Origin of the sequence: Chryseobacterium sp. R2A-55, assembly GCF_021401085.1 — a bacterium.
In the GTDB taxonomy this organism is placed as follows: Bacteria; Bacteroidota; Bacteroidia; order Flavobacteriales; family Weeksellaceae; genus Kaistella.
In genome coordinates this window covers 36,637-61,854 of sequence record NZ_JACBFP010000003.1, presented here as the reverse complement: position 1 = coordinate 61,854, position 25,218 = coordinate 36,637, and the positions used below count along the sequence as shown (strand labels likewise).

Below are 25,218 nucleotides of genomic sequence, written 5' to 3'. Positions count from 1 at the left end.
TTTTTGCACCACTTTAATACAATTCTTCCTATTAAGCAAAAAATTGTAACTTCATACTATGAAATTTTTGCGGATCATTTTGATTTTCTTTTTCGCGACTTATTTTGGACAGGATGGATTCCAGGTTTCCAATGGAAAAAAAACAGTGATTCCATTTCAGTTCATCAATAATCTGGTGTTTATTCCTGTGAATATCAATGGAGTGGATCTGACTTTTTTGCTGGATTCCGGCGTGAATGAAACCATACTTTTTAGCCTGGAAAACAAAGATGTGAACTTTAATAATGTGGAAAAAATAAAATTTTCCGGACTGGGTGAAACCAAGACAATTGAAGGTTTAAAATCTGAAAACAATCTGGTGTCCATCGGCAAGAACCTTAAAGATTCCAAGCATACCGTTTTTATAATTCTGGACCAGGACATCAACTTTTCTGCACATATAGGCATTCCGGTCAATGGAATTATCGGATACGAGTTCTTCCAGAATCACCCGGTGCAGATTGATTTTAAATCGAAGAAAATCACGGTTTTTAATGATGAGCAGACCTTTCTGCGAAAAAGTAAAAAGTTCCAGGAATTCCCCATTACGATTGAAGGAAACAAACCCTATATCACCGCGGGAATTGAAATGGTGGATAAAAGGGTGGACTCCAAAATGCTCATTGATCTGGGAAACAGCGATGCAGTGTGGCTTTTCCCAAAATTAATCGACAATTTCGTGTACAACCGACCCAATATTGAGGATTATTTGGGACAAGGATTTAATGGGGATATCTATGGGAAACGGAGCAGGATCCATCGCCTGTATCTTCGTGATTTTGTCTTCGAAAAACCGCTGACTGCAATGCCCGACGAATATTCCATCCAAAATCTGAGGCTGGTTCCTGATCGGAAAGGTTCGGTGGGAAGCGAAATTCTGAGGCGGTTTTTTGTGATTTTCAATTATCCGGAAAAAAAGATCTATCTAAGGAAAAACGGCCATTATAAAGATCCGTTCCTTTTCAACAAAAGCGGTCTCGATATACAACATGACGGGATGACCTGGGAAAGCGATATGGTGAGGATTGAACCCAAACGCAGCAACCGCGAAAGTGAAGGCATCAATGTTCCCTTCACTCCGGACCAGTTTCAGTACAATTTTGTATTGGTACCGAAATATTCCGTTGCAGGCTGTAGAAAAGATTCGCCTTGCGCTGATTCGGGTTTTAAGAAGGGTGACAAAATCATCAGCATTAATGGGCGTAAAGTTGGTTCTTTCAATTTAGAGAAAATTTATGATATCCTGAAAGGAGAAGATGGGACCGCCGTTAATTTTGAGTTGAATCGAGACGGAGCGCCCTTAAAACTTAAAATCATCCTAAAAGATCCGATTCCTTATCAGGATGGAAATTGAGAAAGATCGGTTTTATATTTTAGGTATCTGAAACAAAAATCCCGCAAAAAAATGCGGGATTGATATTGTTTTTTCCTTAGCAGGAATTTTTTAAGCTTCTTCTGTAGTCTCTTTAGCTTCTACTTTTTTAGGAGCCGGAGCAGCTTTTGGAGCTACTTCCACTGGAGCGTCAGAAATTACGTCGAATTCGTATGTATGTTCCACGCTTCTGTGAAGTCTGATCAATGCAGAGAATTTACCAGTTCTCTTGATGGTGCTTCCTGGGATTTTGATGTATTTCTTGTCCACTTCCACACCTGCTTTTGCCAATTCTTCAGAAAGGTTCGCATTGTTGATTGATCCGAAAAGTTTGTCACCAGCTCCCACTTTCGCTTCGATGGTGATTACCGTTTTCTTCAATTGGTCCACAATTGCGTTTGCAGCAGCGATCAATTTAGCTTCCTCCTCTTTTCTTGCTTCCAAAGTAGCTTCAAGGGTAGCTCTGTTTTTTGGCGTTGCCAGCACTGCCAAACCTTGTGGCAAAAGGAAGTTTCTTGCGTAGCCTGGTTTTACACTTACGGTATCGAACTCAAGTCCTAAGTTTTCTACGTCTTTTTTTAGAATAATGTCCATTGTTGTTGTCCGTTTTTTTGTTTTAGAGAAAAGAAGAAAGAGAATAGACGCCATACGTCTTTATCGGAGTTTCTCTGCTTTTATCCAAAAATCGTTAGAATTAATTATTTATTCAGCAACTTAAAAAAAGAGAATTCGCCAAAAGGTCTAATTCTCATTTCTCTTGTTTCTTAAAGTCTTATTTTAGCAAGTCCGCCACATACGGCATCAAAGCCAAGTGTCTTGCTCTTTTGATTGCAGAGGAGACTTTTCTTTGGTATTTCAAGGAAGTTCCAGTGTATCTTCTTGGAAGGATTTTTCCCTGTTCGTTCACGAACTGAAGAAGGAAGTCTGCATCTTTATAATCTACATGCTTGATTCCGAATTTTTTGAATCGGCAGTATTTTTTTTCTGATTTCGTGTTGATGTCAAGTGGAGTAAGGAATTTTACTTCAGATTCTCCTCCAGCTGAGGCTTGTTTAGCCATATCGTCAATTGCCATATCTCTAGATTTTTTTAGGGGTTAAAATTAAGCTTTTGCAGTTTTTGCTTTTGATCTTCTGGTGATCGCGTATTCCACTGCGTGTTTGTCTAATTTGGTAGTCAGATATCTGATCACTCGCTCATCACGTTTGTAGGCAAGTTCTAAATCTGCAACCACAGTTCCTTCACCTTTGAATTCGATCAAAGTGTAAAATCCGTTCTTTTTCAATTGAATCGGATAAGCCAATTTTTTCAGTCCCCAATTTTCTTTGGCAACGATTTCGCATCCGTTTGAAGTCAACAGATCTTCAAACTTTTTTACTGCTTCCTCCACCTGTGCGTCAGATAGAACGGGAGTTAAAATGAAAACAGTTTCGTAATTGTTCATAATGTTAAATAAATTTGTTAATTATTTCGAGGTGCAAAAGTAATAATAATTTCACGAACTCGCAATGTTTCAGCGAAATAAAAAAGAGATCCGTTTTCGCGGATCTCTCTTTTAAGTATTGATGATTAAAATTATTCCTTAACCATTTTTACGGTTTGCGTTCCGTTTTCAGTGTCAATTTTCACCATATAGGCTCCTGAAGGTAATTTGGCAAGATTGATTTGGGATTTCGCCGAGTTCAGAAGATGAGTGGAAACCACTTTACCTGAAAGGTCATAAACCGAAACCGAATTTACTCTTGAAGCTGCATCGATGTTCAATACATCAACAACCGGATTCGGATACACTTTGGTCTGGGCTTTTGAAACATCTGAAACAGCTAATGAAGCAATGTTTACCGTGTAATCTTCTGCCTGTCCAAAACTGCTTCCGTTGGTGCAAGGATCAGCATATGCGGAGCTGAATGTTTTTTTGATTCTCATTCTGGTGTTTCCGGCTACCGCAGTGGCAGGTACCACGATATCTTGCGTTACTGTTTTTCCGTCGGAACCGGTTGAATTTGTCAAAGTTCCTGTGATCAGAATAGCTTCTCCCGGATCATTAAAATTGCCGTTTTGGTTCCAGTCTATGAATACATAGAATTTATTGCTGTAATTTCCTCCGGTATATCCTTGTAAACTCAGGGTATAGGTGCTTCCAGCGGTTACGTTCGCAATTTTGTCAAGGAAGAATTCATGAGCCGCAGAAGTAGTGGCTGCAGGAGAAGTGTTATTTATTCCCGCGAAAGTAACATTGGTAATTGGTTCCACGAAAGAGAAAACTAGCGGTCCGCAGTAAGGGGCGGCCGGGTTCGCCATAGTAGTAAAGGACCATTCTGAACAGCCTGTTGAATTACCTGCTCCATTTTTCGCCTCCACTCTCCAATAGTAAGTGGTAGATGGCGCCAAACTTGTTGTCGGTACGGAGGCACTAGTTCCTGTTACGTTAGTCAGCAACGTGGTTGGATTAGCAGATGTGCCAAAGAATACGTCATAGCTGCTTGCCGGCTGTCCGCCAGTCGGAGCAGACCATGATAGATTGACAGCAGACAAATAACTTAGGCCGGTCGCAGCGTTCGCAGGCGAATTAAGTGTAGGACAGTTTGGTGCTGCTGTAGGTGACAGCTGAACTGAGATGTTGTCCATCAATAGCATAAACATATCGTTGGAATTGTTAACAAACGCAATCCTCACCGTGGTGCCAGCATAGGGAGCGAGAGATTGCTGCCTTGTAATCCAGTCTGAGTTTTCTTGACTAATTGTAAATAAAGTCACCGTGAAATCAGCAATAGTGTTTCCTCCGTTTGGAGCAAGCATCACTTTATAACCGTCCCTGTAAGCAGGATCTTGCGCTTTGGAATCCCATTGCAAGAAGGCAGGTTGTGATGGCAGTGTAATTTGTGGAGTGATCAGCCAATCGTCTGACGTTCCTGCAGGATTGTACCAAGAGGTACTCATTGCTGCAAAATTACCTGCGGGTCCTCCAAAATTTCCGTTGGCACCTTGTCTATCAATTCTGTTCCAACCATTACTAATGAAAGAAACATTTGCGGCAGGAGTAAGCCCGTCGTTATCAATTACGGTCCATGCTCCAATTCCTGGACCTTGCCCATCAAAATTTTCCTGAAAAATCTGTCCGTTTCCAAAAAACGGAATCGCCATCAATGAGGCAATGAGTAGAAGTTTTTTCATAATGAAATATGATTTTTTGGTTAAACTTCCTTCAAAATTATTAAAAGAAAATTGAAAATGCAAGGGAAATAATGATATTTTAAAAAATCCGTAAGATTAATTATTCTTTGATTGTAATTTATTATCTGTTTTGCGTAACGGTAGGATTTTTCCTAAATTATTGTTTAGAAGATATAGTCCTTCATCCGCGAAGTAGCCAGTTCGTTTTCATTGATCCAGCTTAAGAAGTAGTCCAGTTTGTCGGTCATTTTCACGCCAGAGTTGTACTTTCGGTAAAAAGGAATTTCGAAGCCGTATTTTGAAAAATCTGTAAATTGAAATGAGTTCATATAAATCAGTACAAAATCGTCATTCTTAATGGTCTCAAAAACCATATTCACATAATAGGTCATCGGCAAGACCTGAAAAACGAAATCATTGTATGGGATCTGCGAATACGGCGAAATGCTTTCGGGAACGATACTGATTCCGTTTTTCTCAACAATTTCGGTGCTGCGCTCCAATCTTTTAAAAGGAAATAAAATATGGGCATTCTCAATATTGGAAACGTAATTGAATCCCAAGGTTTTCAGTTCTTCCACAGACAGTGAAGGCTCTTTTTGTCGCATCCCGCGAATGATTTTTCCGGTAAAATCCTCCACGTTTTGTTTGGCCGCCGCAATATCTTCAGCGTTGGAATTATGATTGTAAAGTGCTATTTCATGACCTTTGCCAATGATTTTTTTTAAAAGCGGGTGCATGTTGTCAGCAATCGAGATTTCTACAAAAAAAGTTGATAATACATTGTGCAGTTCCAAAAGTCTGAGAATAGATTCCGTATTTTTCAGCGTAATTTCCAGATTTTCAGCATCATCAATCCCAAAATTTTTCTTAAACTTCTTTTTATGGTTAATGAGGTTGAAGGTGAGCAGGATCATCAGCAAAAATGTTGAAAACCAAAAATACACAAAAAAAATCTGCTGAAATGCAGATTTTGAGTTTTATTTTAGAAGCTTTTCCCTAAGGTTATTCAGCATTTCTTTTGTCATTTCAGAAATACTGTAATCATACGAAAGTCCCCAGTCTTTTTTTGCTACCGAATCGTCAATCGAAGCCGGCCAGGAATCCGCAATCGCCTGTCTGAAATCCGGTTGGTAATCGATGCTGAAATCCGGCATTTCTTTCTTGATTTCGTGTGCCAATTCTTTAGGCGTAAAAGATAAACCACCCAAGTTATAAGAAGTATGAACCGTTAAACTTTCTTTCGGGGCGGCCATCAGTTTTAGGGTGGCATTGATCGCGTCGTCCATATAAAGCATCGGCATTGCCGTGTTTTCTGAAATAAAGCTGGTGTATTTTCCATTTTCTACGGCTTCGTAGAAAATTTCAACAGCATAATCCGTGGTTCCTCCACCTGCGGGAGTTTTCCAGGAAATCAATCCCGGATAACGGATGCTTCTCACATCCACCCCGAATTTGTCGTGGTAATATTCACACCATTTTTCGCCCGCCATTTTTGAAATTCCGTACACGGTAGTCGGATTCAAAACCACGTCTTGTCCCACATGTTCTTTCGGAATTCCTTTACCAAATACCGCAATGGAGCTGGGCCAAAATATTTTTTTCAATAATCCCTCTTTTGCCATTTCGCAAAAATTCAGCAGTGGTTCCACATTCAGTTTCCACGCGAAAAGCGGCTGTTTTTCTGATGTTCCGGAAAGCAGCGAAGCCAAATGATAAACGGTGGTAATCTCGTAATCCTTGATGATTTGGCGCACCAGCTGCGTGTTGGTCACGTCCATCCTTTCATAAAATCCGGCAGAGGTCAGGTCTTTGTCCCATCGGTCCAGTCCGGATGCAATGACGTTATCCGCACCATGCATTTCTACCAATCTGTTCGTGAGTTCGGTGCCAATCTGTCCCAGTGCACCGGTGATGAGGATTTTTTCCGTGTAGGATTCCATTATTGAATTTTAAGTGAAGCAAATTTAAACAAATTATAGGCTTTCGGAAACAAATCTGTAATTTTGGTAAAATTTTTCAAAATGAAGAAGTTTCTTCTGCTTTTCACTCTTTCCGCGCACTTTGTTCTTGCGCAATTCACCGATATTCATATCATCAAAGAAATCCGTTCGAAAGACCGCGGTTTGGTGGTTTCTGCACATCCACTGGCAAGCGAAGCCGGAGCCAAAGTACTGAAAATGGGCGGAAATGCATTTGATGCAGTGATTGCCACACAATATGCATTGGCAGTAGTTTATCCGCAAGCTGGAAATCTCGGAGGGGGAGGTTTCTTGGTCGGGGTTAAAAATAATGGCGAAAAATTCGCGATTGATTTTCGGGAAACCGCACCGGAAAAGTCTTCTCGGGATATGTACCTCGATAATAAAGGGAAAGCGAATACTGAGTTATCTCAGAACGGAAGATTGGCGGTGGGAGTTCCGGGTTCCGTGGCAGGTTTTTTTGCCACTTTGAAACATGCAAAACTTCCCATGGAAAAATTAATTCAACCCGCAATTGATTTAGCGGAACAAGGTTTTGCGCTGACTGAGCGGGAAGCCAATTTACTCAACAGCCAAATGCAGTTTTTTAATCAGCATAATACGGCGAAAACCGCTTTTCAAAAAGAAAAATGGAAAGCCGGTGATGTTTTGGTTCAGAAAGATTTGGCTGAAACCTTAAAACTGATTCAAAAAAATGGTGCAAAAGGCTTCTACGAAGGCAGAACTGCAAATTTGATTGTGGGAGAAATGAAACGCGGAAACGGAATCATCACCTTCAATGATTTAAAAAATTATCATGCCACCGAAAGAAAACCCATCGTTTTTGATTATAAAGGAAATGAGATCGTTTCCATGCCTTTGCCTTCCAGTGGTGGAATTCTTTTGGCACAGATGCTGAAAATGTCTTCTTTCGAAAATTTGGAAAATTTTCAACAAAATTCAGCAGATGCTGTGCAGATTATGGTGGAAGCAGAAAGGCGAGCGTTTGCAGACCGGGCAGAATTTATGGGTGACCCGGATTTTATTCAGGATCAAACCTCAATGTTGATTTCTGATGCTTATTTAAAAAATCGTTGGAAATCTTTTGATAAAAATTGGGCAACTCCAAGTTCCGCAGTTGGAAAAATAATTTCCCAAACTAAGGAATCTACAGAAACTACTCATATTTCAATCATTGATAAAGACGGGAATGCTGTTGCAGTCACCACCACTTTGAACGGGCTTTATGGAAGCAAGGTGGTGGTTTCCGGTGCCGGTTTTTTCCTGAATAATGAAATGGACGATTTCTCGATCAAGCCCGGAGTTCCCAATATGTTTGGCGCAGTGGGCGGTGAAGCCAATTCCATCAAACCGGGAAAAAGAATGTTGAGCTCCATGACTCCCACGATTGTTCTGAAAAACAGAAAACCTTTTATCGTGGTGGGAACACCGGGTGGCACCACGATTCCCACTTCCGTTTTTCAATCGATTGTGAATGTGGTCGATTTTAAACTGAATCCCAATTTAACCGTGAATCTTCCGAAGTTCCACCACCAGTGGCTTCCCGAATCTGTTCAGGTGGAAAATGGTTTTCCTGAAATCACCCTTAAACTGTTAGAAAAAAAGAATTATATATTTGAAAAGGTTTCGCAAATCGGTCGAACAGAAATGATTGTCATTGATGAAAATGGAAATGCAGTCGCCGTAGCAGACGGTCGAGGTGATGATTCCGTGGCAATGGAGTGATGGGAAGAGGCCGAGAGCCGGTTTGCAGACATTCAGAATGTTGTTTGGAAAACTAAAATACTGAATATCTATTCATTCTAATGCTTTTATTCCTTAATTTTGCGGTTTTAAAAAAAACTTTTTCTGACGTCATTATTAAATTTTAATCCCGAAAATTGGGAATCAATCCTCCATTATTTTGAGCACTTACCTCACTATTCTCGGTTTTAATTCGGCGATTCCCACCGTGAATTCGTCTCCTACCGCACAATTACTCGATATGGAAGAAAGGCATTTTCTGATCGATTGCGGAGAGGGAACCCAGGTGCAACTCCGGAAAGCAAAAGCCAGATTCTCTAAGATCAATCATATTTTTATTTCGCACCTTCATGGCGACCATTGTTTTGGTTTGCCGGGTTTGGTGGCCAGTTTCCGGCTATTGGGCAGAGAAATGCCGCTGCATATTTACGGGCCGAAAGGAATCCGGGAAATGCTGGAAACAATTTTCAGAATCACCGAGACGCACCGCGGTTTTGAAATCGTTTATCACGAACTGGAAAGCAAGACTCCGGAGAAAATTTTTGAGGACAGTAAGGTGGAAGTTTTCACCATTCCGCTGAGTCATAGGATTTATTGCAATGGTTATCTTTTCCGGGAAAAACCAAAGGAAAGGCATCTGAACATGGCGGAGATTGCAAAGTATCCAGAAATTGAAACCTGCGATTACCACAATCTAAAGTTGGGAAAAGACTTCGTTTTGAGTGATGGGTATGTGTTGAAAAATGAGATTTTAACCAGCCCTCCCTCCAAATCGGTTTCCTATGCTTTCTGCAGTGACACAAGATACTCAGAGAAGATTGTTCCGATGATTGAGCATGTAGATGTGCTTTATCATGAAGCTACCTTTCTTCACGAGCTCAAAGAAATGGCAGACTATACCGGTCATACCACCGCATTGGAAGCTGCCCGAATTGCCAAAAAAGCACAGGTTGGCAAACTCATCCTCGGTCATTTTTCCAACAGATATGGAGATTTGTCTGTGTTTACCGATGAAGCCCGGGAAATTTTTGCAAATACTTTTTTACCGAAAGCGCTGGAACCGGTAAAGATTGGTGTTTAATTTGGATTTACATGAAGATGAAAAAATCCGAATTTCAATTGCCGAATTTCTTATCGGACCTAAAGGATTTCCTGGACGAGAAAGCGGATTTCTATAATAATCCCAAGTTTATCGAAAATGATCCCATTCAGATTCCGCACCGGTTTTCCTTAAAACAGGATATCGAAATTGCAGGTTTTCTTACGGCCACCATTTCCTGGGGAAACCGAAAATCTATCATCACCGATGCTGAGAAAATGATGCATTTCATGGAGGATTCACCATTTGATTTTGTAAGGAATGTATCTGCGACGGAGCTGAAAACCTTTGAAAATAAAAGTATTCACCGGACTTTTAATGGAGAAGATTTCATTGAATTTATTTTAAACCTAAAGAGAGTTTATTCCGAAAATGAAAGTCTGGAAACACTTTTCTTAGTTCATCAAGGCGAAGCGGATTTCTATCATTCCCTGGAAAGGTTCAGAAATAAGTTTCTGGGCAGCAAGGAACACAGAAGCCAAAAACACGTGAGTTCCCCCTACAAAAATTCTTCAGCCAAACGATTGATGATGTTGCTCCGTTGGATGGTGCGAAAAGACAATAAAGGAGTGGATTTCGGAGTTTGGGAAAATATTGATCAAAGATTTTTATCTGTTCCGCTGGATGTTCACACTGGAAATATTTCCCGGAAATTAGGCTTGATTCAAAGAAAACAAAATGACTGGAAAACAGTGGTTGAAATGGACTCGGTATTAAGGGTTTTCCACGCAGAAGATCCTTCCAGATATGACTTTGCACTTTTTGGTCTGGGTGTTTCAGGTGATTTTTAATTATTTGGTCATAGATTTCAATTTTTGCGGATTTCATTGGGGTCAGTGGTCTTTTTTGTGTTGTCGCTCAATAATCCCTGTAAATCACTGAAAATTAACATATCTATTGTTATCTTTGACACACATTTCAGGACCATGAAAAAAACTTTTTATTTATTTTTAGCTTTTTCTGTTATTTCAATTTTCAGCAATTTCGATGCACAAACCACCCACAGAAAACCTGAACGGGAAAGTGCCACAGTAGCTACGCACAGAGCCGGCGCTTTCATCGATGTGAATGCGGCAGCGAATCCGGAATCTGCCTATTCGATTTCTCAGTTGATCAAGGATGTTTTGATTTCCGGTGGCGGAACCTGTGTCGCTGCAAATGTTTCCAACGTAACGGTTTCTCCAAATTTGGCAGCCAGTAATGCTAATCGTTCATGGGGGTTCTTCAGTAAGGGAAGTACCAATTTCCCTTTCAGCAAAGGGATCGTGCTTGCCACTGGATTTGCACGAAATGCCGGCAATTCTTTTATAGCAAGTACTTTAAGTGACAATATTGGAACAGGTGGCGATTTTGATCTATCGCAAGCAATGGGTGGGGGTGCAACCTATTTTGATGCTACCTCGGTGGAATTTGATTTTGTGCCGCAATCCACCCAAATCTCTTTTAATTATTTGTTTGCCTCCGAGGAATATTCATGGAACAATTCATTTCCATGTTCTGGTTTTACTGATGGTTTTGCATTGCTCCTGAAAAAGGCCGGTGATCCTACTTATACCAATATGGCAGTTTTACCGGGAGGAGCCGGACCAGTAAGTGTGACCAATATTATTCCTTCTAATTTTTCCTGTGGGCCTCTAAATGCTCAGTACTTTGGCGGGCTTAATATGTCTAATATTGAAACCAATTACAACGGAAGAACTATACCTCTGAAAGCAGTGGCCAATGTGATTCCAGGTCAGACTTACCATTTTAAAATGGTACTTGCCGATGCAATTGACAGGCAGTACGATTCTGCGGTTTTTTTGGAAGCGGGTTCATTTAATATTGGTGTTCAGGTTCAAGATGGAGCCGGTGTCACATTGCCGGGACAGATCAATATGTGCGGAAATACACCACAAACTTTGGTGGCGCAGGTTGCAGCCCCCAGTGCTACTTTTTATTGGTATTTCAACGGTAATCTGATTCCGGGAGCAACCAGCAATTCTTACGTGGCAACGCAGCCGGGAATCTATAAGGTGGAAGTTTTTCTACCCGGAAATAATTGCCCCGGAACTGCCACCGTAGAAATTCTTGCGAAACCTTATCCTGTGGTCCAAAATGCGTCATTAACTTCATGCGGGCCATTGAATACCGCAGTATTTAATTTAAAAACTGCCGAACCTGACATCAGTACTTCTCCGGGTCTCACCTTTACCTATTATGTAAACCAACCCGATGCTGAAGCTGGAAATTTGAACTTTATTCCAAATCCTACCAATTACACTTCAGGAACCAAGAAAATATATGTTCGGGTCTCGAATGGCGCATGTCACCGGGTTGCTGAACTTCAATTGAATGCAGGTTTGCAGCCAGCGAACCCTACTATTAATGCACCCTTAACACAGATTTGTGGAAACGGTTCCATCACACTTACTTCCAGTGTGCCCACAGGAAATCTTTGGTCCACAGGTGAAACCACACAGAGCATCACAGTAACAGCAGCCGGAACTTATACCGTAAAAGTGGTGAATGGATTTTGTTCTTCAACGGTAGCTTCTGTCAACATTACCAAAATTGCCGATCCAAATCTGCAAATCACAGGAAATTTATATTTCTGCACCGGTTCTTCCACCACGCTCACTTCCAGTGAAGCTGCAGGAAATGTTTGGAATACGGGTGAAACCACGCAAAGCATCACAGTGACGACGCCCGGAACTTACACGGTAACCGTAACACCAGCAGTTGGTTGCTCGTTTAATAAATCGGTGGTCGTTACTGAGTCTCCTCAGGTGACCGCCTTTATTCCAGCGCCGGTTCCGATGTGCAACAATATCCCGCAAGCGCTGGTGGCACAAACAAATATTGGAACCCATTTCGTTTGGTATTTTAACGGAAATGTCATTCCTGGCGCGACCGCAAATTCGTATGTGGCCACACAGCCCGGAACCTATAAAGTCTTGGTGAGCCTCCCAGGAAACAACTGTAGTGCAACTGCGCAGGTAACCATTATTGGAGGAACTTTTCCGGTGGTGTCAAATGCGATACAGAACAAATGTTCTAGCTCAAGTACTTACACATTTAATCTGAAAGATTCAGAATCATCTTTGAGCACCACCGCCGGTGCAGTCTTCCAGTATTATGAATTCCAACCGGATGCGGATGCCGGAAATGGAAACTTTATTCCAAATCCAACTGCTTACAATAGTGCCACGAAGAAAATCTACGTGAGGGTAAGCACTGGCAGCTGCTACAGGATAGCCGAACTTCAGTTAAATGTAGGAATAATTCCCAATACTCCGGTAATTACAGCATCGAATACGGAAATTTGTGGAAATACTACAGTGACTTTGACGTCAAGCAATCCAACGGGAAATGTTTGGTCCAATGGCGCCACCACACAAAGCATCACCGTCACCACAGCTGGTACTTATTCCCTGAAAACAGTCAATTCTCTGTGTGAATCTGCTTCAGCGTCTATTGTCATTACCAAAGTTGCCGATCCAAATCTTAAAATCACAGGAAATCTTAATATGTGCAGTGGTTCTTCTACCACGCTTACCTCCAGTTTAGCGACAGGAATCGTTTGGAGTACCGGTGAAACAACGCCATCAATCACGGTGACAACTCCGGGAACTTATACCGTTACGGCAACTTTAGGAACTGCATGTGTCTTTACCAAGTCCGTTACGGTCGCTCAGGTTCCACAGGTCACCGCTTCCATTGCACCGCCTACGGTCATGTGTAGCAATACGCCGCAAACATTGGTGGCACAAACCAATATCGGAACTGCTTTCCAATGGTATCTGAATAATATCCTTATTCCGGGGGCAACTTCTTCTACGTATGTCGCAACGGAATTAGGAACGTACAAAGTTATTGCAAGTGTTCCGGGAAACACCTGTCCCGGAACGGCTCAGGTGAAAATAACCGGTGGAATGTATCCGATGGCGAACAGTTCCTCATTAAGCGAATGTTCGGCAACCGGTTCCGCTGTGTTTAAATTAACAAATGCGCAACCAGAGATCAGCACCACACCGGGAGTAAATTTTAGGTATTATGAACTGCAGTCTGATGCAGATGCGGGAAATACCAACTTTATCCCGAATCCTAACACGTATTCATCTACGACTAAGAAAATTTACGTGAGGGTAACCAGCGGACTTTGTTATAAAGTTTCGGATCTGCAACTCAACGTAAATCTGATTCCGGCAACTCCGGTGATTACTGCTTCTAGTTTGCAGATTTGCGGAGACACTACTGTGACATTAACCTCGAATGTTGCTTCAGGAAACCTCTGGTCAACCGGCGAAACCACTCCAAGCATCACCGTTTCCGCCGCAGGAACCTATACTTTGAAAACTGTTGGAGCCTTCTGCGATTCAGTTCCGGCTTCCATTAATATTGTAAAAGTTGCCGACCCCAATATTCAGATTTCCGGTCAGTTGAGCTTTTGTAATGGATATTCTACCACGCTGACTTCAAGTTCCGCGACAGGAAATGTTTGGAATACGGGCGCAACATCCAGTTCAATTGTAGTTACGGCTCCGGGAAATTATACAGTGACCGTAACATTGCCGGGAGGTTGCCAGTTTTCGAAAACGGTAACGGTGGTAAAAACTCCACCGATCGTTGTTCAGATTGCCGCACCACAAGTAATTACCTGTACCAACAGTCAAATTACGCTGGATGGAAGTTCTTCCCAATATCAACCGGGAGATACCTTCCAATGGATAGCTACGAATGGAGGGGTAATTGTTTCCGGGGCAAATACTTTGAATCCGGTAGTCAGCGCGGCAGGAACTTATACTTTGACCATTAATGGAATTAATTGTGCGGGAAGCAAATCGGTAACAGTCACCGAAAATAAAGTGAAACCGACAGTGAATGTTTCTGCACCACGAATTAAAATCTGCGAAGGTGAATCTGTGACCATCACTGCAGCAGGAGCTCAAACTTATTTGTGGGCAGGTGGAAACCAAACCACCAGTTCAATTACGGTGAGTCCTACCACTACCACAACTTATACGGTAACCGGAACCGGAGCAAACGGTTGTGCATCTGTTCCTACTCAAATTACGATTACCGTGTTGCCAAAAATAACTTCCGATGTGGAAGGTGGACCAATTTGTGCAGGAGGTTCCATTGTGCTTGACGCGGGGTCCGGACCAGGCTATACTTATCTTTGGAGTAATGGACAGACCTCCCAAACCATCACTGCTACTGCCGTAGGAGACTATACGGTGACTATTAACAATACCGTTTGTTCAGCCTCGTTTACTGCAAAAGTGGTTCCCGGGACTCCGCCAACATTGGTGAAAGTACTTTACGAGAATAATAATCTAACCATCATAGCGGACAATGCGATGGAGTATCCGCTGGAATACTCTATTAATGGAGGCTTTACTTGGCAAAGTTCCAATGTGTTTGTGGGTGTAAACAGTAACGTGAATTATCAGATTGCGGTTCGGGTAAAAAATACCACTTGTTTGAATTCGGCAGAATATTTTACCTTTAAACTAAGCAACGTCATTACTCCGAATGATGACGGGATCAATGACCGAATCGATTTTGGTGGAATCAGCGTATATCAAGAATTTCAGGCAGTGATCTATGATCGTTATGGAGTAGAGGTTTTCCGTGCAGATACGAACAGAACTTATTGGGACGGAAAACAGATGGGAAAAACGCTTCCATCTGCGAGTTACTGGTACGTGGTAAGTTGGGATGATCCAATTACCAAGGAGAAACATACCAAAACGGGATGGATCATGCTTAAAACTCATTAAAACAAAAAAATGGCATCTCAAATTCGGATGCCATTTTTTTATTTAGGATTTGCCTGCCAAAGATTGGTAAACGCAATGAAATCTTCCACCGAGAGTTCCTCTGCACGTTTGTCCATGAACGGATGGGTTTTCAGATTTTCTGGAATCATCAGTACTTTCAATGCGTTCGATAGCTTTTTTCTTCTTTGGTTGAATCCTGCTTTTACGATTTGTTTGAAGAGCACTTCGTTTCCGGATAGTCCGGTTTTCGGATTTCTGGTGAGTTTAATGACTCCCGATTTCACTTTTGGCGGCGGATTGAACACGTTTTCGTGAACCGTGAAAAGGTATTTCACATCATACAGCGCCTGAACCAAAACAGATAAAATTCCGTAATCCTTGGTTCGTGGAACTGCGGCAGTTCTTTCGGCAACTTCTTTCTGGAACATTCCCACCATTTCTGGGATTTGTTCGTAATGGTCGATGATTTTAAATAAAATCTGCGATGAAATATTATAAGGAAAATTGCCGATCACCGCAATTTGACCCTCGAAAACATCATTGATATTCACCTTCAGGAAATCGCCAATGAAATGCTGATCCTGAAGCTTTGGAAAATGTTTTTTCAAATAATCAATGGATTCCAGATCGATTTCTGCCACGAAAGTTTCGGCATCTTTTTCCAGAAGGTATTTCGTGAGAACGCCCATTCCGGGACCTACTTCCAAGACTTGCCTGTAATCTTCAAAACTAAGTCCTTCTACAATTTTTCTGGCGATATTTTCATCGGTCAAAAAATGTTGACCGAGATGTTTTTTGGCTTTAACCATATATGTTGCGAGTTGCGATTTCCGTGGAGTGGGTTTTGGTTTAGAGTTTTGTGGAATAGGTTATTGAAAGTTCAATAAATCCCTTATCAAGACGATTGTCGGCTTCCAATTCCCCTTTCTGCCGATATGCGGACGTCTCCCATCTTCCCGTTCATTAAGTTTTTTTTAACACCGAAATTCTTTATTTCACGGCAAATTACGGAAGTTTTTTTCTATTTTAGCAGAAATTTTTTTATTAATGGCTAGATCAGTAGAGGATTTTAACAAAAGAAGGCTTCGTTCCAGCAACATTACCGTAGTAGTCAGTATTGCGTTGGTTTTATTTTTATTGGGTTTAATGGGTTTAATTCTGATCAATGCCCAAAAATATTCCGACTATATCAAGGAGCAACTCGTGGTGAACGCCTATTTTGACGAAAATTATGATGCAAAAGATTCGCTGAAAATCGAGAAAATGGAACAGGAGACTTTCCAGAAAATTCAGAAACTTACCCCTGTAAAACGAGCGACCTACATCACGCGAGAAATGGCTGCAGCTGAAGCAAAGAAAAGTATGGGGATAGAATCCAGCGCACTTTTCGAGGAAAACATTTTCCCCTCTTCGGTGGAGGTGGCCCTAAAACCAGAATTTGTCGATCCCGCAAAAATTGACGAAGCCATCAAGCAAATCAAAGCCACACCGGGAATCGTGGATGTGAAAAATAACTCTACCTTGATGGTGGAAGTTTACAATAATTTGAACAACATCCTGAAGTGGATTTTTGGTTTTTCCATCTTATTTTTGGTTTTGGCCGTGGTTTTAATTAACAACTCGATTCGGTTGAAAATATATGCTAAAAGATTCATTATCAAAACGATGCAGTTGGTGGGAGCGAAGCGCAGATTTATTTTGAAGCCCTTTGTGAAAGAAGCGGCAATTCTTGGCGTCATCGGTGCAGTTCTTGGTTTGTTGGTACTTTTCGGGGCGTGGTATTATTTCATCACCCAGATCGGGACTCCGTTCGCGCAAGACAATAATCAACTGATCATCCTCGTGATCGGAATTTTCATCCTCGGTGTCTTGATTACAGTGTTTAGCACTATTTTCGCGACTTGGCGATTTTTACGTTCAAATGTGGACGACCTTTATTATTCTTAAAATAGATGAGCAAAAAAAATAATAGTTTCAATGCCGACAGTTTCGGTAGTAAGCAGGCGGAAACTCCGGAAAATAATTTCTATTTCGGCAAAGAGAATTACAAATTCATGCTGATCGGACTGGCTTTGATTGTGGTAGGTTTTCTACTGATGATGGGAGCAGACGCCAATACCGTAGATGGAAAATATGACCCAAATTCTTGGAATGAGGGCATTTTCTCTATCCGCAGAATCCGTATCGCACCTTTGCTGGTCATCGCTGGTTTCGCTGTTGAGGTTTATGCCATCCTCAGAAGAAACAAATAAGTTCCCATTTGATTCATTCTTAATTTATAATTTTTCATTAGTAATCGATGGATTTAATCAGAGCAATCATCATTGCAATTATCGAGGGTTTAACCGAATTTTTACCGATTTCTTCCACCGCACACATGATCTTCACGAGCTCCATTTTCGGAATTCAGGAAGATGAATTCGTGAAGATGTTCCAGGTTTCAATACAGTTTGGGGCTATTTTGGCGGTGGTGTATCTGTATTGGAAAAAGTTTTTCAATTTCAAAAACCTTAGCTTTTATCTGAAACTGGCAGTTGCCGTAATTCCGGCATTGGTTTTAGGGAAACTGTTTGACGACAAGATCGAGGCCGTTTTAGGAGATCCTATTCCCATTGCGATCGTGCTGATTTTGGGCGGCGTGGTTTTACTCTTTATCGACAAGTTATTTAAAGTCCATACCATCGATGACGAAAAAGACGTTTCATACAAAAGTGCCATCATCATCGGGTTTTGGCAGTGTTTGGCGATGATGCCCGGAACGAGCAGAAGTGCCGCTTCCATCATCGGTGGAATGCAGCAGAAACTGACCAGAAAAGCCGCGGCAGAATTTTCCTTCTTTTTGGCGGTTCCCACGATGTTGGCGGTCACCGTTTATTCCATTTTCCTGAAAGAATGGAACCATGACGGAACCATGCAGAAAGGTTACGACCTGCTTTTACAGGGAGAACATCTGAAACTTTTTCTCATCGGAAACGTGGTCGCGTTCGTGGTTGCGGTGGTTGCCATCAAATTCTTCATCGGGGTTTTGACGAAATACGGATTCAAACCTTGGGGATGGTACAGAATTGTGGTGGGAATTGCGTTGTTGGTTTATTTTACTATGTTTAACAAATAATTTTTTGGGCAGCTTTTTCCGCCCTCCGTTCCCGCTTTTTTTGTTCCGCAAGCTCCACAAAAAAGAGCTCCACTCAGGTCGGGCTGCAAATTGGGAATCCCTAATAAAATTGGGAATCAAATGACTGATAAAGATTTCTTAGAAGGCCAAATCATCCTCCTGGACAAACCTTTGGATTGGACCAGTTTTCAGGCGGTGAACAAGTTGAAGTACAAACTGAAACGAGAATTCCACCTTCCCAAGAAATTCAAAATCGGACACGCCGGAACTTTAGATCCGAAAGCGACTGGTTTGCTCATCGTCTGCACCGGGAAATTCACCAAAAAAATCCCGGAAATCCAGGACGCGCCGAAAGAATATTTCACCGAAATCAAAATCGGGGTTCAAACCGAATCTTACGATACCGAAAAACCGGAAATCCTTCACCAGGACTTTTCGCATATTTCCGAAAGTTTCATTCATGAAACTTTAAAGAAATTCGTTGGAGAAATTGATCAGAAACCGCCGGTTTTTTCCGCCATTAAAATTGATGGAAAACGAGCATACGACTTGGCGAGAAAAGGCGAGGAAGTGGAAATGAAATCCAGAAAAACAACGATTCACTATATTAAAGATATTGAAATTGAACTTCCATTTGTCCGTTTTGTTGTGGGTTGCTCTAAAGGAACCTACATCCGAAGTTTGGCACACGACATCGGTCAGGAATTGGGAGTCGGAGCGTATCTCACGAATTTGCGCCGCACAAAAATCGGGGAATATTCGGTTGAAGATGCCTCCTCGGAATTTCTGGAAAATGATTTTAGATTTTCTTCTGAACCATAAAATTACTCCTCCTTAGACTTCGCTAAGGAACACTATTAATCATTACTCATTGCTCATTACTTATGAATGTCCGTATTAACAAATATCTTTCCGAAGTCGGTTTCTGTTCGCGCAGAGAAGCCGATAAACTCCTGGAGCAGGGAAGAATTACGATCAACGGAAAAATTCCCGAACTGGGAACCAAAGTTTCGGATGAAGATGAAATTTTGGTGGATGGCGTTTCGATCAGAAAACCGCAGGAGGAGCATGTTTACATCGTGCTGAACAAACCTGTGGGAATTGTTTGCACCACAGACACGAAACGTGAAAAAAACAATATTGTCGATTTCATCAATCATCCCAAAAGGATTTTTCCCATTGGGCGATTGGATAAACCCAGCGAAGGATTAATTCTGCTGACTTCTGATGGCGACATCGTCAACAAAATTCTTCGTGCCAGAAACAATCACGAGAAGGAATACATCGTTCGGGTCGATAAGCCAATTACCCAGAAATTTTTAGACAAAATGAGGAATGGCGTCCCGATTTTGGGAATTGTTACCAAAAAATGCGAGGTAGAGCAAATCGATACCTTGTCTTTCCGGATTATTTTAACGCAAGGTTTGAACCGTCAAATCCGCAGAATGTGCGAATTCCTCGGTTACGAAGTAAAGAAACTGAAACGCATCCGGATCATGAACATCAAACTTGATTTGCCGACTGGGAAATGGCGCGATTTGACGGCTGCAGAAATGCAGGAGCTCCAATTACTTTTGGAAGATTCTGAAAAGACCGTGGAATAGGAATGATAAGAAAAGTTAACACGGTAGTTTCTCAAACTATTTCTACATTTGGCGACTAAATCATCGGAATGAAAAACATATTCAAACTTTTACTGATTTTCTTGTCAGTACAGGTATTTTCACAAGTTGACACCGCTCAAGTGACCATTCCAAACCGGTTCAATTCGGCGGACGCACTTTCGAAACCATATGTCATCCTGATTTCTGCCGACGGTTTTCGGTATGATTACGCTAAAAAATATAATGCAAAAAACCTTTTAAAACTTGCAGAAAATGGAGCTTCCGCAAAAGCACTGATTCCAAGTTTTCCGACGCTTACTTTTCCAAATCACTGGACTTTGATTACCGGGCTTTATCCTTCCCATCATGGTTTGATAGATAATAACTTCTATGATTACCAACGTGGGAAACGCTATGCCATGAGCAACGTGGAAAATGCGGAAGATGGCAGTTGGTATGGTGGAATTCCGCTATGGAGCTTGGCCGAAAACCAGGGAATCCTTTCTGCATCTATGATGTGGGTGGGTTCCGCAAGTGATGCGGGAGGAATTCGTCCAAGCTATTATTATCATTATCACGAAAAATTCTCTCCACTTGAAAAAGTAGGTAAGGTGATGAACTGGCTGAAATTGCCGGAGAATGTTCGTCCGCACCTGATCACCCTCTATTTTCCGGAGGTTGATGCGAGCGGTCACCAGTATGGAACCGAAAGTGATCCTACGGAAAAAGCGGTTCAGTTGGTAGATGAAGCGGTAGGAACTTTAGTGGAGCAAGTGAAATCTTTAGGTCTAAAAAATGTCAATTTCATCTTTGTTTCGGATCACGGAATGTTGAATGTAGACCGGAAAAAACCATTAGATATTCCGGAGGTGCTTTTAGATAAAAGCAGATTTGACATATACAACGCTCAGACTTTACTAAGAGTGGTGGTTAAAAATCCTTCCGAAGTAAAGCGGATTTTTCAAGATTTGAAGAAAAATAAAACTTCCGAATACGATGTTTTTCTGGCTGAAAAATTTCCGCGGAAACTGAAATATGCCCAAAGAGACGACCGCTACAAACGGATCGGACAAATACTGCTGGTTCCGCATGCCCCAAAGATATTTTTAGAAAAAGGAAAAAAAACTTCGGAAGGAAAACATGGGTACAATCCATTTATAACCCCTGAAATGAAAGCAACCTTCATCGCGTTTGGTGATGGATTTAAACAGGGCAAGAAAATAGGTGAATTCAGGAATGTGAATATTTATCCGGTGGTGACCCGGCTTCTGGACTTAGAAATTCAACAGCCAATTGATGGAAAACCCTTTACAGCAAAGCGTATTTTGAAAAAATAAGCGTTCAGAATTTTTAAGAGTGATCTCCGTTTTTCTAAAAATAGATCGGTAGAATATCTTTATATTTGAGTCCTTAAAAAATTAAACAAAATCAAATTTTATAGTGAAAAGTCAAATTCTATTATCGGCCGTTGTTTGTTTTTCCCTGCTGGGATTTTCTCAGACCCCGCAGACAGCACAGAAACAAGCTACAGTAAAACAGCAGCGAAAGCAATTGCAGAAGCAGTTTGCAAAGTATGAAAAAAGTTTAAGAAAAATTCATGCTCAAAAAGACGGAATCCCGCCAAATGCTTACAACGAGCAGGATTATAAAAACACGATGAACCCAGTTACCGGCGAACCGGAATTTTACAAACTGACGGCCATCAAAGGCGATTTGGATGCTGGAAAATACCAACCGACTCAATCGCTTTCTCTTCTTGCAAACCTTGGTGGAAACCAAAAGGGAGTGATTGGCGAACCATGGACAGAAAGAGGTCCCTACAATGTTGGAGGAAGAACCCGCGCCATCATGTTTGATCCGAATGACCCTACCGGAAAAAGAGTTTTTGCCGGAGGAGTTTCAGGGGGTTTGTGGGTCAACAATGATGTTGCCAATAATTCCTCGGAGTGGACACCGCTAAGCGGAATGTGGTCAAACACCTCTGTGACCTGCATGGCTTATGATCCGAATGATACCAATACTTTCTATGTAGGAACCGGCGAGGCGGAAACCGGTGATGCAGTAGGTTCCGGAATATGGAAGTCCACTGATGGTGGAGTCACCTGGACGAATATTTTTGTCTTCTCAGGATCGCCTTATACCTCGACCATCAAGAATGGGAATTACTATGTAAACGATATCAAGGTGAGGAACAACAATGGTGTTTCCGAAATATATGCGGGAGTAAGTGGAGCCAATAACCGTATTTATTTTAATGATGGATGGTTGGGTCTTTACCAAGCCGGTCTCTATAAATCTACCGATGGGGGAACCACTTTTACCAAATCAACTTCCATGGTGGTTCCAGAGAATGCCAGTATCGGCTTGTCTGTGCAGCAAATTGAAATTGCGGCGGATAATGCGGTTTGGGTTTCTACCAGAAGTTCACGTTTCGGATCTTCAGCAAGTTCGGGAGGGAAAATCTACCGTGCTGCAGATGGAGTGAATTTCACCAAAATTTATGACGTTAACGATGCCAATTCCAGAGTAAAATTTGGACTATCGAAGACCAATCCGCTAAAAGCCTATGCTTTATTAAGCACATCTGCCGGTTCTGAACCAGTGAGAATTATTAAAACCACTGATGGCGGCACTTCGTGGTCTGCATCCAATGATGCCACGCCGGTAATCAGTTTACCAAAAGACGCAGACACTGGCATTCCCAATAACGATTTTACCAGAGGGCAGGCTTTTTATGATCTGGTGATCGTGCCGGATCCGGAAAATGATGAAATCGTCTATTCAGGTGGAATAGACCTTTTTAAATCTACAAATGGTGCAGGAAGTTGGATCCAAATCAGCAAATGGTCCAATAACAATAACCTCGGCGGACTTTCTGTTTCAATGGTTCATGCAGATCAGCATGCCATTGTTTTCAACCCGAAAAATGCCAATCAAATCCTTTTTGGAAATGATGGCGGGATTTTCTTCGCTGCCAATAAAAACAGCCTCAATTCCTCCACATCAATTCCGATGAGAAATAACAGATACAATGTCACCCAGTTCTACGGGGCTACCTTGAACCCTGTTAAAACTCCATCAAACGAAGAATTCTTAGCGGGTGCTCAAGATAATGGAACCTCACTTTTTGCCGGTTCACCATTGGCCAATGATTTCTACGATGTTTCATCTTATTATGGCGGCGACGGTTGTAATACCGAATATGGACCAACCGGAAACTACAAAATTTACAGTTATGTGTACAATTACCATTACATCACTGCACCAAACGGAGCAGATTATGCGCTGATCAACTCTGGTCAAGGGACAACAGGATTGTTCATCAATGTTTTGGCAGTAGACAGAAACAGGAATGTCTTCTTCTCCACAAGAGGAGGCTACTTGCTAAACCGTGTTTTGGGATTGAACAGTAACGGCGTTTATACCCGTTCAACAATCAGTGCCGGGACCGCCGGATCAGATGCGATTTCCAAACTTACAGTTTCGCCTTTTACCACGGCTTCAACCACACTTTTTGCCGGAACCAATCTTGGAAAATTGATTAAAATTACCAACGCAGACACTACACCGGTTAACAACAGTATTACCACACCTTTCACCGGAACCGTTTCCGATATTAAGTTTGGGGCGAATGAAAATGAAATATTGGTAACCGTCTCCAACTATGGAGCCACCATGGTCAATGTGTGGTACACCAATGACGGAGGTGCGAGCTGGAAAAATAAAGAAGGAAATCTACCGGATATGCCGGTCAGAGCTATTTTTATGAATCCGGATCAACCGAAAGAAGTGATTATCGGGACAGAACTGGGAATCTGGGGAACTGCTGATTTTGATGCGGCAACTCCAACTTGGGCACAATTCTCCGGAGCTATTGGAAATACCCGAATTACCCAACTGGATTACAGACCATCTACCAGAACTGTTTTGGCAGCAACCTACGGAAGAGGAGCTTGGACCTCAACCAACACCCAGTCAACCATGGCAACCAACGATCAATCAGATTCAAAAAGGGATTTCAAGGTGTACCCAAATCCGTCAAGAGGTTCGGTTTTTGTGAAATTTGAATCGGCAAAAACCCAAAAAGTGGAGGTGAACATGTACGACGCTTCAGGTAAAATAGTTTTTACCAAGAAAAACGTGGGATCAGACGAGGAAATGATCACCAATCTGCCAAAAGGATTCTATATCCTGAAAGCTCATAATGGTGCGGAAATCGTATATACTTCGCCAGTAATTATCAGATAATGTTTTTAAAAATTCTAATGGTACCGATGTTGATGATTTTTTCCTGCAGTCCTGCAGCGAAAGAATCATCCGCAGCCGGGACTGAAATAGCCACCGCTTCTCAATTGAAAATCCTGAGCGCAACCGAAACCGATTGGTTGGGAGGAGTTCGGGGGGTTCGAGGGAAAATTTTCACCATTAGAATAAAGTCAACGCTGAAGCAGAAACCCACTTTTTCTGATCTGGAAATTGGGGACGAAAAGATACCCGTTTCCGTTTCAGTTAAAAATAACATCTACACCGTCATTGCAAGAACCAGCGTTTCAAAGCCCCTTGTCGATTTTGGAACTTCAGAAGAAACAAGAAGTTCAGATTTAAGATGCGGGATTTTGCATTATCATTTAAGCGGCAGCAAGACAGTGAGAAAACTACCTGTTCCGAAATTAATCCATGTGGAAAACGTGATAAAAAATACAGAGGAACCGGTTCAATAATTTAGACTAAAGTGGGTAGATTTTATCCACTTTTTATATTTTAATGAGATTTAAAAAGCTTTATCTTCTTTTGATTACGGCATTAATTACAGTTTTTGTATTTAATCTGCCGATTCTTACCGCTTTTAGAAATCATGTTAAATATAAGGTCAAGGTGGATTTGATCAACAAAAATTTTAAGAGGAAGACAGTCTTAGCATTTGCGCATGATCAGCTGAAAAACGCACAGTGGATCGATCAGCACGAATTTGTTTTGGATGATGAAATGTTTGATGTGATCATGAAGGAAGAGATCGATGGGAAAACCATCTATCACTGCTATAAGGATGCTAAAGAAAATAAGATTCGGAAAATCCAAAAATTCATTGCCGAACATCTGAGTTTCAAAAACCATCAGATTCCTGAAATCGGAGTTCCCAAATTAGTTTTTCATCAACCACCCAATCATTTCTGTGAAGGTGTGCAAACGGAAAGGATTGAATTTCTGAAAATAATTTTCTATTCCACTGAATTTCCTTCGCTGAATTTCAGTTTTACGGATAGCTATCTCTGCAAACTAAAAATTCCTCCCGAAAATTACTGTTAGATTTTCAATATTTTTTTT

General features: G+C 41.6%; 21 protein-coding genes. 14 read left to right on the top strand and 7 right to left on the bottom strand.

Annotation, left to right across the window (positions count from 1 at the left end; translation table 11 throughout):
- Positions 1-58 precede the first annotated feature (58 nt).
- Positions 59-1,393, top strand: a complete 1,335-nt coding sequence (locus L0951_RS05400; protein WP_234110095.1) for a PDZ domain-containing protein — start codon at positions 59-61, stop codon at positions 1,391-1,393.
- Between the two features lie 90 nt (positions 1,394-1,483).
- Here L0951_RS05400 and rplI read toward each other — a convergent pair whose 3' ends face one another.
- From rplI to L0951_RS05370, 6 genes are all read right to left on the bottom strand, one after another.
- Positions 1,484-2,005 (bottom strand): 50S ribosomal protein L9, encoded by a 522-nt coding sequence (gene rplI / locus L0951_RS05395; protein ID WP_234110092.1) that lies wholly within the window; start codon positions 2,003-2,005, stop codon positions 1,484-1,486.
- Positions 2,006-2,183: 178 nt separating this feature from the next.
- Positions 2,184-2,486: a 30S ribosomal protein S18 gene (rpsR, locus tag L0951_RS05390; protein ID WP_048500128.1), complete on the bottom strand. Its 303-nt coding sequence runs from the start codon at positions 2,484-2,486 to the stop codon at positions 2,184-2,186.
- 27 nt (positions 2,487-2,513) lie between these two features.
- The gene (gene rpsF, locus L0951_RS05385; protein ID WP_048500129.1) at positions 2,514-2,855 is read right to left on the bottom strand and encodes a 30S ribosomal protein S6; all 342 of its coding nucleotides are present in this window, start codon (positions 2,853-2,855) and stop codon (positions 2,514-2,516) included.
- Between the two features lie 131 nt (positions 2,856-2,986).
- Positions 2,987-4,585, bottom strand: coding sequence for a T9SS-dependent choice-of-anchor J family protein (locus L0951_RS05380; RefSeq protein ID WP_234110090.1), 1,599 nt, complete (start codon positions 4,583-4,585; stop codon positions 2,987-2,989).
- Positions 4,586-4,749: 164 nt separating this feature from the next.
- Entirely contained in the window at positions 4,750-5,502 is a 753-nt protein-coding gene (locus tag L0951_RS05375) for a polysaccharide deacetylase (RefSeq protein WP_234110088.1), read from the bottom strand.
- 63 nt (positions 5,503-5,565) lie between these two features.
- Entirely contained in the window at positions 5,566-6,528 is a 963-nt protein-coding gene (locus L0951_RS05370; RefSeq protein ID WP_234110085.1) for an NAD-dependent epimerase/dehydratase family protein, read from the bottom strand.
- Between the two features lie 81 nt (positions 6,529-6,609).
- Between L0951_RS05370 and ggt the strand changes: the two genes are divergently transcribed.
- From ggt to L0951_RS05350, 4 genes are all read left to right on the top strand, one after another.
- Positions 6,610-8,292, top strand: a complete 1,683-nt coding sequence (gene ggt, locus L0951_RS05365; protein ID WP_234110084.1) for a gamma-glutamyltransferase — start codon at positions 6,610-6,612, stop codon at positions 8,290-8,292.
- Between the two features lie 178 nt (positions 8,293-8,470).
- Positions 8,471-9,391: a ribonuclease Z gene (locus L0951_RS05360; protein WP_234110081.1), complete on the top strand. Its 921-nt coding sequence runs from the start codon at positions 8,471-8,473 to the stop codon at positions 9,389-9,391.
- A gap of 11 nt (positions 9,392-9,402) precedes the next feature.
- Positions 9,403-10,200: a TIGR02757 family protein gene (locus L0951_RS05355; RefSeq protein ID WP_234110079.1), complete on the top strand. Its 798-nt coding sequence runs from the start codon at positions 9,403-9,405 to the stop codon at positions 10,198-10,200.
- Positions 10,201-10,335: 135 nt separating this feature from the next.
- Positions 10,336-15,174, top strand: a complete 4,839-nt coding sequence (locus L0951_RS05350) for a choice-of-anchor L domain-containing protein (protein WP_234110076.1) — start codon at positions 10,336-10,338, stop codon at positions 15,172-15,174.
- 38 nt (positions 15,175-15,212) lie between these two features.
- On the opposite strand, the gene rsmA is transcribed toward L0951_RS05350, so the two are convergent.
- Positions 15,213-15,983, bottom strand: coding sequence for a 16S rRNA (adenine(1518)-N(6)/adenine(1519)-N(6))-dimethyltransferase RsmA (gene rsmA / locus L0951_RS05345; RefSeq protein WP_234110075.1), 771 nt, complete (start codon positions 15,981-15,983; stop codon positions 15,213-15,215).
- Positions 15,984-16,221: 238 nt separating this feature from the next.
- Between rsmA and L0951_RS05340 the strand changes: the two genes are divergently transcribed.
- The 9 genes from L0951_RS05340 to L0951_RS05300 all read left to right on the top strand — a co-directional run bounded on the left by L0951_RS05340 (position 16,222) and on the right by L0951_RS05300 (position 25,200).
- Positions 16,222-17,121 carry a cell division protein FtsX gene (locus L0951_RS05340; RefSeq protein WP_234110073.1) on the top strand — a complete coding sequence of 300 codons (900 nt, stop codon included), beginning with the start codon at positions 16,222-16,224 and terminating at the stop codon, positions 17,119-17,121.
- A 5-nt stretch (positions 17,122-17,126) separates the two neighbouring features.
- The gene (locus L0951_RS05335) at positions 17,127-17,426 is read left to right on the top strand and encodes a DUF3098 domain-containing protein (protein ID WP_234110071.1); all 300 of its coding nucleotides are present in this window, start codon (positions 17,127-17,129) and stop codon (positions 17,424-17,426) included.
- A 47-nt stretch (positions 17,427-17,473) separates the two neighbouring features.
- A complete protein-coding gene (locus L0951_RS05330) occupies positions 17,474-18,289 on the top strand; it encodes an undecaprenyl-diphosphate phosphatase (protein ID WP_234110069.1) in 816 nt (271 codons plus the stop codon).
- A 120-nt stretch (positions 18,290-18,409) separates the two neighbouring features.
- The gene (gene truB / locus L0951_RS05325) at positions 18,410-19,111 is read left to right on the top strand and encodes a tRNA pseudouridine(55) synthase TruB (RefSeq protein ID WP_234110067.1); all 702 of its coding nucleotides are present in this window, start codon (positions 18,410-18,412) and stop codon (positions 19,109-19,111) included.
- Positions 19,112-19,173: 62 nt separating this feature from the next.
- Positions 19,174-19,893, top strand: coding sequence for a 23S rRNA pseudouridine(2604) synthase RluF (gene rluF, locus L0951_RS05320; RefSeq protein ID WP_234110065.1), 720 nt, complete (start codon positions 19,174-19,176; stop codon positions 19,891-19,893).
- A 68-nt stretch (positions 19,894-19,961) separates the two neighbouring features.
- Complete coding sequence (locus L0951_RS05315; RefSeq protein WP_234110063.1) at positions 19,962-21,230, top strand: ectonucleotide pyrophosphatase/phosphodiesterase; 1,269 nt, start codon at positions 19,962-19,964, stop codon at positions 21,228-21,230.
- Positions 21,231-21,333: 103 nt separating this feature from the next.
- On the top strand, positions 21,334-24,141 hold the full coding sequence (locus L0951_RS05310; protein WP_234110062.1) for a T9SS type A sorting domain-containing protein: 2,808 nt from the start codon (positions 21,334-21,336) through the stop codon (positions 24,139-24,141).
- The gene (locus L0951_RS05305) at positions 24,141-24,614 is read left to right on the top strand and encodes a hypothetical protein (protein WP_234110059.1); all 474 of its coding nucleotides are present in this window, start codon (positions 24,141-24,143) and stop codon (positions 24,612-24,614) included. Before L0951_RS05310 ends, L0951_RS05305 begins: the two co-directional genes overlap by 1 nt.
- Before the next feature lie 43 nt (positions 24,615-24,657).
- Positions 24,658-25,200: a hypothetical protein gene (locus tag L0951_RS05300; RefSeq protein WP_234110057.1), complete on the top strand. Its 543-nt coding sequence runs from the start codon at positions 24,658-24,660 to the stop codon at positions 25,198-25,200.
- Positions 25,201-25,218 lie beyond the last annotated feature (18 nt).